Raw genomic sequence first — 9,889 nt, 5'->3', positions numbered from 1 at the left:
GAACACGGAAGTTAAGCTCTTCAGCGCCGATGGTAGTCGGGGGTTTCCCCCTGTGAGAGTAGGACGCCGCCAAGCAATCGAAAAAAGAGCAGCTCATATGAGCTGCTCTTTTTTGTATTCTGGTTTGTTGGTATCATAAAATTTCATTTAATTGTATAATATAATAACTTTACACTGAATTTTAAATCGGTGATCAGGTTTTATGGGCCGAGAAAGTGGAAATAATAAAGGATAGAGCGAGAAAGTTGAAAATTCTCGAGAAACGCCTTATAGTAAGATTAAAGTCAAATATAGTCAAAGTCAGTAAAGGAGGGGGTTGAGTGGGACATAATATTTCTGACATCATTGAACAATATTTAAAACGAGTGTTAGATCAAAATGGCAAGGAAATTTTAGAGATTAAACGAAGCGAAATTGCAGATAAATTTCAATGCGTTCCTTCCCAAATAAATTATGTCATCAACACCAGATTTACAAGCGAGAGAGGTTATATTGTTGAGAGCAAACGCGGGGGCGGCGGTTACATCAGAATTATTAAAATTAAAATGAATAGTGAAGTTGTCCTGATCAATAATATTATTTCTCAAATTAATACCCATTTGTCTCAAGCAGCCTCTGATGACATTATTATAAGGCTATTAGAAGACAAGGTGATTTCAGAAAGAGAAGCAAAAATGATGGTCAGCGTGATGGACCGCTCGGTTTTATACATTGACTTGCCTGAACGTGATGAATTAAGAGCAAGAATGATGAAGGCTATGCTGACTTCTTTAAAATTAAAATAAGCGGGTGAAAAGATTGATTTGTCAAGAGTGCCACGAGAGACCAGCCACTTTTCACTTTACAAAGGTTGATAACGGAGAGAAAAAAGAAGTTCATATTTGTGAACAATGTGCCAAAGAAAATAGTGATTCATATGGTATAAGTGCAAATCACGGTTTCTCTATTCATAATTTACTATCGGGTTTGCTGAACATGGATTCTTCATTCCAAAAAGCAGGAACTCAAATGTTCAGTCAATCGGAGCAAATATCTGCTTGTCCGAAATGTGGAATGACCTTTCAGCAATTTAGAAAAATTGGCCGTTTTGGATGTTCTGAATGTTATAAAACGTTTCGTAGCAACATTACACCTATCTTACGTAAAGTGCACAGCGGAAACACTGTGCATGCTGGAAAAATACCGAAACGTATAGGCGGCAATCTCCATGTCAGACGGCAGATTGACATGCTCAAAAAAGAATTAGAATCCTTAATTCATCAAGAAGAATTTGAAAACGCAGCTCATGTGAGAGATCAAATTCGTTCATTAGAGCATTCACTCAAAAGTACAGATAGTGAGGAGGAACAGGGGTAATGTCGCTAAAGCATTTTATTCAGGACGCACTAAGCAGTTGGATGAAGCAGAAAGGACCTGAAAGTGACATTGTACTCAGCAGCCGCATACGTTTAGCAAGGAACTTTGAACATATACGGTTCCCTACGCGGTATTCCAATGAAGAAGCCTCATCCATCATACAGCAGTTTGAAGATCAGTTTTCAGGACAAGAAATTCCCGAAATCGGCAAATTCGTTTTGATCAGAATGCATGATGCACAGTCTTTAGAAAAGCGTGTATTAGTGGAAAAACATCTCATCAGTCCGAATCTGACAGAATCCCCTTTTGGAGGATGTTTGCTTTCTGAAAATGAGGAAGTAAGCGTCATGATAAATGAAGAGGATCATATTAGAATACAGTGTCTTTTTCCTGGATTTCAGCTTTTAGAAGCAATGAAAGCCGCAAACCAGGTCGACGACTGGATTGAAGAAAAAGTTGATTATGCATTCAATGAGCAAAGAGGATACTTAACCAGCTGTCCTACAAATGTAGGTACGGGTTTAAGGGCTTCAGTCATGATGCATCTGCCGGCATTGGTTTTAACTAGGCAAATAAATCGAATTATACCGGCAATTAATCAATTAGGCTTAGTTGTTAGAGGAATTTATGGGGAAGGCAGCGAAGCAGTAGGGAATATCTTTCAAATTTCAAATCAGATCACGCTTGGTAAGCCAGAGCAGGATATTGTGGATGACCTTAACAGTGTTGCTGCCCAGCTGATTGAACAAGAACGATCTGCCCGAGAAGCGCTTTATCAAACCTCTAAGATAGAACTTGAGGATCGGGTGTATCGATCTTACGGGGTCTTGTCCAATTGTCGGATGATAGAGTCGAAAGAGACTGCGAAGTGCCTTTCGGATGTCCGGTTAGGCATAGATCTAGGCATTATTAAAGGACTTTCAAGCAACATACTTAATGAACTAATGATTTTGACACAGCCAGGATTTTTACAGCAGTACTCGGGAGGCGCTTTGCGTCCGAACGAAAGGGACATTCGAAGAGCGGCTCTCATCAGAGAACGGCTTCACTTAGAAATGAATGGGAAAAGACAGGAGGATGAATCGATATGATGTTTGGAAGATTTACAGAACGAGCTCAAAAAGTACTGGCGCTTGCACAGGAAGAAGCACTTCGTTTAGGTCATAATAACATTGGCACTGAGCATATTTTATTAGGACTGGTACGAGAAGGAGAAGGGATTGCCGCTAAAGCTCTACAAGCGCTTGGACTTGGTTCAGATAAAATTCAAAAAGAAGTTGAAAGTTTGATCGGTCGCGGGCAGGAAATGTCTCAAACGATTCATTACACTCCAAGAGCTAAAAAAGTCATTGAGCTTTCAATGGATGAGGCAAGAAAACTAGGTCATTCTTATGTTGGAACAGAACATATTCTTCTTGGTCTGATTCGCGAAGGTGAGGGCGTTGCTGCAAGAGTTCTAAATAACCTCGGCGTCAGCTTAAATAAAGCAAGACAGCAAGTGCTCCAGCTTCTCGGAAGCAATGAAACAGGATCATCAGCGACAGGAACAAACAGCAATGCGAATACGCCTACGCTTGACAGCTTGGCAAGAGACTTAACTGCTATTGCGAAGGAAGACAGCCTAGACCCTGTAATTGGCAGAAGCAAGGAAATTCAGCGTGTAATCGAAGTGTTAAGCCGAAGAACGAAAAACAACCCTGTTCTTATTGGTGAGCCAGGTGTAGGTAAAACTGCAATCGCAGAAGGTTTGGCACAGCAAATTATTAATAACGAAGTTCCCGAAATCTTACGCGATAAACGCGTGATGACATTAGACATGGGAACAGTTGTTGCCGGCACTAAATACCGCGGTGAATTTGAGGATCGCCTGAAAAAAGTCATGGATGAAATTCGCCAGGCAGGAAACATCATTCTATTCATCGATGAGCTCCATACCTTAATCGGAGCGGGCGGAGCAGAAGGTGCCATTGACGCATCTAATATTTTAAAACCTTCACTTGCTCGCGGTGAACTTCAATGTATTGGAGCGACTACTCTTGATGAGTACCGTAAATATATTGAAAAAGATGCAGCATTGGAACGCCGTTTTCAGCCAATCCAGGTTGATCAGCCATCTGCAGATGAAAGCATTCAAATTTTACAAGGTTTGCGTGACAGATACGAAGCCCACCACCGTGTTTCTATCACTGATGATGCCATTGAAGCTGCGGTTAAGCTTTCTGACAGATATATTTCTGACCGTTTCCTTCCGGATAAAGCAATTGACTTGATTGATGAAGCGGGTTCAAAGGTTAGACTGCGCTCTTTTACAACGCCTCCTAACTTAAAAGAGCTTGAACAGAAGCTTGATGAGGTTCGTAAAGAGAAGGATGCGGCAGTGCAGAGCCAAGAGTTTGAAAAAGCGGCCTCCTTGCGCGACACTGAGCAGCGCTTGCGCGAGCAAGTAGAGGATACAAAAAAATCATGGAAAGAGAAGCAAGGGCAGGAAAACTCAGAGGTTACTGTTGATGATATTGCGATGGTTGTATCTAGCTGGACTGGTGTTCCAGTATCTAAAATCGCTCAAACCGAAACAGATAAGCTTCTCAATATGGAGAGCATTCTTCACTCCCGTGTCATCGGCCAGGATGAAGCGGTTGTCGCTGTTGCAAAAGCAGTCAGACGCGCAAGAGCAGGGTTAAAAGATCCTAAACGCCCAATCGGCTCATTCATTTTCTTAGGCCCTACAGGTGTGGGTAAAACAGAGCTTGCGCGAGCACTTGCTGAATCCATTTTCGGCGATGAAGAAGCCATGATCAGAATTGATATGTCTGAATACATGGAAAAACACTCGACTTCAAGACTTGTCGGTTCACCTCCGGGATATGTGGGATACGATGAAGGCGGTCAATTAACAGAGAAAGTAAGAAGAAAACCGTACTCTGTGGTGCTTCTTGATGAGATTGAGAAAGCACACCCAGATGTCTTCAATATTCTATTGCAAGTTCTTGAAGATGGGCGTTTGACTGATTCTAAAGGACGTACAGTCGATTTCCGCAATACGATTCTGATTATGACGTCAAACGTCGGAGCTAGTGAGCTGAAACGCAATAAATATGTCGGCTTTAACGTTCAGGATGAGACGCAAAACCATAAAGACATGAAAGATAAAGTGATGGGTGAACTGAAACGTGCATTCAGACCGGAGTTTATCAACCGGATTGATGAAATCATTGTCTTCCATTCACTTGAGAAAAAACACCTGACTGAAATCGTGTCATTAATGTCTGATCAATTAACGAAACGCTTGAAAGAACAGGACCTTTCTATCGAATTGACAGATGCTGCAAAAGCGAAAGTCGCGGAAGAGGGTGTTGATCTGGAATACGGTGCCCGTCCGTTAAGAAGAGCTATCCAAAAACATGTAGAAGACCGTTTATCTGAAGAACTCCTCAGAGGAAATATTCATAAAGGACAGCATATTGTTCTCGATGTAGAAGACGGCGAAATTGTCGTAAAAACGACTGCTAAAACGAATTAATATAGAAGACGAAAATGAGGCATACAGCATGTAAGTGTATGCCTCACTTTCATACCAAGAAATAGAACAAGGGAGAGGTCTTACACTATATATGGCTAAAACAAAATCGAAATTCATCTGCCAATCCTGCGGTTATGAGTCTCCAAAATGGATGGGGAAATGTCCGGGCTGCGGTGCTTGGAATACAATGGTGGAAGAAATGATTAAAAAGGCACCGGCCAATCGGAGAGCGGCTTTTTCTCATTCTGTTCAAACTGTACAGAAACCTTCACCTATTACATCAATCGAAACATCAGATGAGCCCCGCGTCAAAACCAAGCTTGGCGAATTTAATAGGGTACTCGGCGGAGGTGTCGTTAAAGGCTCACTTGTTTTAATCGGCGGCGATCCCGGTATCGGAAAGTCAACGTTATTACTGCAAGTTTCTGCTCAATTATCAGATTCATCGAACAGTGTGCTGTACATTTCGGGAGAAGAATCGGTCAAACAAACGAAACTTAGAGCAGACCGTCTCGGCATTAATAGTCCGTCGCTGCATGTTTTATCTGAAACCGATATGGAGTATATTTCGTCTGCTATACAAGAGATGAATCCAGCGTTTGTCGTTGTTGACTCTATTCAAACGGTTTACCAAAGCGATATCACATCGGCTCCCGGCAGCGTGTCACAGGTCAGAGAATGTACGGCTGAGCTGATGAAAATCGCCAAAACAAAAGGCATTCCGATTTTTATCGTAGGACACGTGACAAAAGAAGGATCTATTGCAGGGCCGAGATTGTTGGAGCATATGGTTGACACTGTTTTATATTTTGAAGGAGAACGTCACCATACCTTCCGTATTTTGCGGGCTGTAAAAAACCGTTTTGGTTCTACAAACGAAATGGGTATTTTTGAAATGCGCGAAGAGGGGCTCACCGAGGTTTTGAATCCTTCAGAAATTTTCTTGGAAGAACGCTCAGCGGGATCTGCAGGCTCGAGTATAACTGCCTCTATGGAAGGCACAAGGCCGATTCTCGTTGAAATCCAGGCGCTCATCTCGCCGACAAGCTTTGGAAATCCGCGGCGTATGGCAACGGGAATAGACCATAACAGGGTTTCGCTGTTAATGGCCGTGTTAGAAAAAAGAGTTGGGCTGCTGCTGCAAAATCAGGATGCTTATTTGAAAGTGGCCGGCGGCGTAAAGCTTGATGAACCGGCAATTGACCTTGCCATTGCGATCAGTATCGCGTCAAGCTTTAGAGATACACCTCCAAATCCTGCCGATTGTTTTATAGGTGAAGTGGGATTAACCGGAGAAGTCCGGCGGGTTTCAAGAATTGAACAGCGTGTGAAGGAAGCTGCTAAGCTTGGTTTTAAACGCATGATCATACCCGCGGCAAATCTGGATGGATGGACAAAACCAAAAGGGATTGAGGTTATCGGAGTAGCAAATGTTGCAGAGGCGCTTCGTACTTCATTAGGAGGATAATAGATGGAAAAAGAGAAAAAAGGGGCGAAACACGAGTTAGACCTGTCATCTATATTGCAGTTTGTTGCTCCGGGTACTCCGCTCAGAGCTGGAATCGAAAATGTACTGAGAGCAAATACAGGCGGTCTGATTGTTGTTGGATATAACGATAAAGTAAAAGAAGTTGTGGATGGCGGTTTCCACATTAACACTGCTTTTTCTCCGGCACACTTATATGAGCTGGCTAAAATGGATGGGGCGATTATTTTAAGTGATTCTGGTCAAAAGATCCTATACGCCAATACACAGCTGATGCCCGAAGCCACAATTTCTTCATCAGAAACAGGAATGCGGCACAGAACCGCCGAAAGAGTAGCTAAGCAAACTGGCTGTCTCGTGATCGCTATTTCTGAAAGAAGAAATGTCATAACGTTATATCAAGAAAACATGAAGTATACACTAAAAGACATAGGATTTATTTTAACCAAAGCGAACCAAGCCATTCAAACACTTGAAAAATATAAGACAATCCTCGACAAAACGATTAATGCACTGAATGCATTAGAGTTTGAGGAGCTTGTTACCTTCAGTGATGTCTTGTCCGTCATGCATCGGTATGAAATGGTACTGCGAATCAAAAACGAAATCAACATGTATATCAAAGAGCTTGGAACAGAAGGCCATTTGATTAAACTGCAAGTCATTGAATTGATTACGGATATGGAAGAAGAGGCGGCTTTATTTATCAAGGATTATGTGAAAGAAAAAATTAAAGACCCGTTTGTTCTCTTGAAAGAGCTGCAGGATATGTCCAGCTATGATCTGCTGGATGATTCCATTGTTTATAAACTGCTCGGTTACCCGGCTTCTACAAATCTTGATGATTATGTACTGGCAAGAGGATACAGGCTGTTAAATAAGATCCCTCGTCTTCCTATGCCGATTGTGGAAAATGTTGTAGAAGCATTTGGAGTTCTCCCAAGGATTATTGAAGCGAGTGCAGAAGATTTAGATGAAGTAGAGGGAATCGGCGAAGTACGAGCCCAAAAGATTAAAAAAGGATTAAAACGGCTGCAAGAGAAGCATTATTTAGACAGACAGCTGTGATTTCGGTTAAAACCTTATGAAAACGGGTATATTAATGTTGGTTTTTGTTTATTCTGATATTCGTAGGATGCATAAAATCTTATGAAAATAAAATGTTTTAAAAAGGAGGTGGGGGTATGTTAAAACGAATAGTTCAGGCGTTCTTCATTATTTTCGGCGGCGTTGTTGGTATATTTTTAATACCTGAATTGTTTGTACTGTTAAGTATACAGGACATACCTTTAATAACAAACGCATATACGTCTGCGGCAATAGGAGCAATTATCTTTTTTCTCATCAGTATATGGGGTACAGATTACGTTGTGAACTGGATGAAGTGGATAGAGGATTCATTGTTAAAAGCGCCGGTTCCAGATTTGTTGTTTGGAAGTCTTGGCTTGGTTTTTGGACTTATAATTGCTTATCTTATCGTAAATGTTATTCCTTTAGACAATATACCTTACCGCATATTCAGCACAATCATCCCTGTGTTTTTAGCTTTCTTCCTCGGTTATCTAGGCTTCCAGGTGGGTTTTAAGAAAAAGGATGAATTGATCAGCCTGTTTTCCATTTCCGCCAGAATGCAAAAGAAAAAAGGACCAGCCGATGAAGAACATGAGGTTGAGGACAAGAAGCTGAAAATTTTGGACACAAGTGTTATTATTGATGGGAGAATTGCAGATATTTGTCAGACTGGTTTTTTAGAAGGGATTATCGTGATTCCGCAGTTTGTCCTTGAGGAATTACAGCATATTGCTGACTCTTCGGATGTTCTAAAACGGAACAGAGGACGGCGCGGTCTTGATATCCTGAATCGCATTCAGAAAGAATTAGACATTGAAGTTGAAATTTATGAAGGCGACTTTGAAGATATTCAGGAGGTTGACAGCAAGCTCGTCAAACTCGCTAAGCTGACATCAGGGGTCGTCGTGACGAATGATTTTAATTTAAATAAAGTATGCGAGCTTCAGAAGGTAGCGGTATTAAACATTAATGACCTTGCCAATGCGGTCAAGCCTGTCGTGCTTCCTGGCGAGGAAATGAATGTTCAGGTCATTAAGGACGGGAAAGAGCATAATCAGGGAGTTGCCTACTTGGATGACGGTACGATGATTGTCGTTGAAGAAGGACGCAATTATATCGGGAAGCATATAGATGTACTCGTTACAAGTGTGCTGCAGACAGCAGCGGGACGAATGATTTTTGCTAAGCCTAAGCTGTTGGAGAAGGCGCTGTAAAGGGAGAAAAAACAATGAGTTATGATGTGGTGATTCTTGCAGCCGGACAGGGAAAACGGATGAAGGCAGGGAGAAATAAACTGTTCATTGAGCTGAAAGGAGACCCGGTGATCATACACACGTTAAAAGTGTTTGACAGCCACCGGCCGTGCGAAAAAATCATTTTGGTGATTAATGAGCGGGAGCGGGAGGACTTTCAGCAAATGCTGACCAATTATCGTTTTCAAACCGCTATTGAGCTTGTTGCAGGCGGAGATGAGCGTCAGCACAGTGTTTATAAGGGGCTGAAGGCCGTGAATCAAGAAAAAATAGTCCTTGTTCACGACGGCGCCCGGCCTTTTATAAAACATGAACAAATTGACGAACTGATCGCTGAAGCGGAACAGGCAGGAGCGGCCATCCTCGCTGTCCCGGTAAAAGATACGATTAAACGCGTTCAAGATTTACAAGTCAGTGAGACGATTGAACGTTCAAGCTTGTGGGCTGTCCAAACACCACAAGCTTTTCGTCTTTCTTTATTGATGAAGGCTCACGCTGAGGCCGAGCACAAGGGATTTTTAGGGACGGATGACGCCAGCCTCGTTGAAGAGATGGAAGGCGTTTCGGTCCGTGTTGTAGAAGGCAGGTATACAAATATTAAGTTGACGACGCCAGACGACTTGACGTCAGCTGAAGCGATCATGGACTCAGAAAGTGGGAATAAACATGTTTAGAATTGGACAAGGATTTGATGTGCATCAATTAGTGGAGGGCCGTCCTTTGATTATTGGCGGAATTGAGATCCCTTATGAAAAAGGGCTGATCGGCCATTCTGATGCAGACGTATTGCTGCATACCGTCGCTGACGCCTGTCTGGGAGCTGTGGGAGAAGGTGACATCGGCAAGCATTTTCCTGATACTGATCCTGAATTCAAGGACGCAGATTCTTTCAAATTACTTCAGCATGTCTGGGGGATCGTGAAACAGAAGGGCTATGTTCTTGGAAACATTGACTGCACCATCATTGCACAGAAACCGAAGATGCTGCCGTACATAGAAGATATGAGAAAAAGAATCGCCGAAGGGCTTGATGCAGACGTTTCTCAAGTGAATGTAAAAGCAACAACGACAGAAAAGCTTGGATTTACAGGCCGGGCGGAAGGAATAGCGGCTCAAGCGACAGTACTGATACAAAAAGGCTAACTTGTTTTGATGCCGGGTCTATTTGGTGGTAGAATAGATTCATACATTTTTGCCTGAGGC

At 42.4% G+C, this 9,889-nt stretch carries 9 protein-coding genes and 1 rRNA gene; all 10 read left to right on the top strand.

Annotation, left to right across the window (positions count from 1 at the left end; genetic code table 11):
• A 5S ribosomal RNA gene (rrf, locus tag ACY3LV_RS18255) occupies positions 1 to 75 on the top strand; the annotation flags it as partial.
• A gap of 245 nt (positions 76 to 320) precedes the next feature.
• The gene (ctsR, locus tag ACY3LV_RS18250) at positions 321 to 785 is read left to right on the top strand and encodes a transcriptional regulator CtsR (protein WP_087991669.1); all 465 of its coding nucleotides are present in this window, start codon (positions 321 to 323) and stop codon (positions 783 to 785) included.
• Positions 786 to 798: 13 nt separating this feature from the next.
• Positions 799 to 1,356: a protein-arginine kinase activator protein McsA gene (gene mcsA / locus ACY3LV_RS18245; protein ID WP_333562263.1), complete on the top strand. Its 558-nt coding sequence runs from the start codon at positions 799 to 801 to the stop codon at positions 1,354 to 1,356.
• Positions 1,356 to 2,447 (top strand): protein arginine kinase, encoded by a 1,092-nt coding sequence (locus tag ACY3LV_RS18240; protein WP_087991671.1) that lies wholly within the window; start codon positions 1,356 to 1,358, stop codon positions 2,445 to 2,447. The genes mcsA and ACY3LV_RS18240 overlap by 1 nt, the downstream gene beginning before the upstream one ends.
• Positions 2,444 to 4,876, top strand: a complete 2,433-nt coding sequence (gene clpC, locus ACY3LV_RS18235) for an ATP-dependent protease ATP-binding subunit ClpC (protein ID WP_087991672.1) — start codon at positions 2,444 to 2,446, stop codon at positions 4,874 to 4,876. Before ACY3LV_RS18240 ends, clpC begins: the two co-directional genes overlap by 4 nt.
• A gap of 91 nt (positions 4,877 to 4,967) precedes the next feature.
• Positions 4,968 to 6,344 carry a DNA repair protein RadA gene (radA, locus tag ACY3LV_RS18230; RefSeq protein WP_087991673.1) on the top strand — a complete coding sequence of 459 codons (1,377 nt, stop codon included), beginning with the start codon at positions 4,968 to 4,970 and terminating at the stop codon, positions 6,342 to 6,344.
• 3 nt (positions 6,345 to 6,347) lie between these two features.
• A complete protein-coding gene (gene disA, locus ACY3LV_RS18225) occupies positions 6,348 to 7,430 on the top strand; it encodes a DNA integrity scanning diadenylate cyclase DisA (protein WP_087991674.1) in 1,083 nt (360 codons plus the stop codon).
• A gap of 116 nt (positions 7,431 to 7,546) precedes the next feature.
• A complete protein-coding gene (locus ACY3LV_RS18220; RefSeq protein WP_087991675.1) occupies positions 7,547 to 8,647 on the top strand; it encodes a PIN/TRAM domain-containing protein in 1,101 nt (366 codons plus the stop codon).
• A 14-nt stretch (positions 8,648 to 8,661) separates the two neighbouring features.
• Complete coding sequence (gene ispD / locus ACY3LV_RS18215; RefSeq protein ID WP_148964439.1) at positions 8,662 to 9,360, top strand: 2-C-methyl-D-erythritol 4-phosphate cytidylyltransferase; 699 nt, start codon at positions 8,662 to 8,664, stop codon at positions 9,358 to 9,360.
• On the top strand, positions 9,353 to 9,829 hold the full coding sequence (gene ispF / locus ACY3LV_RS18210) for a 2-C-methyl-D-erythritol 2,4-cyclodiphosphate synthase (RefSeq protein ID WP_464864269.1): 477 nt from the start codon (positions 9,353 to 9,355) through the stop codon (positions 9,827 to 9,829). Before ispD ends, ispF begins: the two co-directional genes overlap by 8 nt.
• The last annotated feature ends 60 nt before the right edge of the window (positions 9,830 to 9,889 follow it).

This window comes from Bacillus sp. 11C (assembly GCF_055486375.1).
This window is presented reverse-complemented; position numbering and strand designations above follow the sequence as displayed.

What these genes read in the sequence shown, in the direction of transcription:
- ACY3LV_RS18240 (WP_087991671.1), top strand. Translation starts at nt 1,356, where the DNA reads ATGTCGCTAAAGCATTTTATTCAGGACGCACTAAGCAGTTGGATGAAG.
- disA (WP_087991674.1), top strand. Translation starts at nt 6,348, where the DNA reads ATGGAAAAAGAGAAAAAAGGGGCGAAACACGAGTTAGACCTGTCATCT.
- clpC (WP_087991672.1), top strand. Translation starts at nt 2,444, where the DNA reads ATGATGTTTGGAAGATTTACAGAACGAGCTCAAAAAGTACTGGCGCTT.
- radA (WP_087991673.1), top strand. Translation starts at nt 4,968, where the DNA reads ATGGCTAAAACAAAATCGAAATTCATCTGCCAATCCTGCGGTTATGAG.
- ACY3LV_RS18220 (WP_087991675.1), top strand. Translation starts at nt 7,547, where the DNA reads ATGTTAAAACGAATAGTTCAGGCGTTCTTCATTATTTTCGGCGGCGTT.
- ispD (WP_148964439.1), top strand. Translation starts at nt 8,662, where the DNA reads ATGAGTTATGATGTGGTGATTCTTGCAGCCGGACAGGGAAAACGGATG.
- ispF (WP_464864269.1), top strand. Translation starts at nt 9,353, where the DNA reads ATGTTTAGAATTGGACAAGGATTTGATGTGCATCAATTAGTGGAGGGC.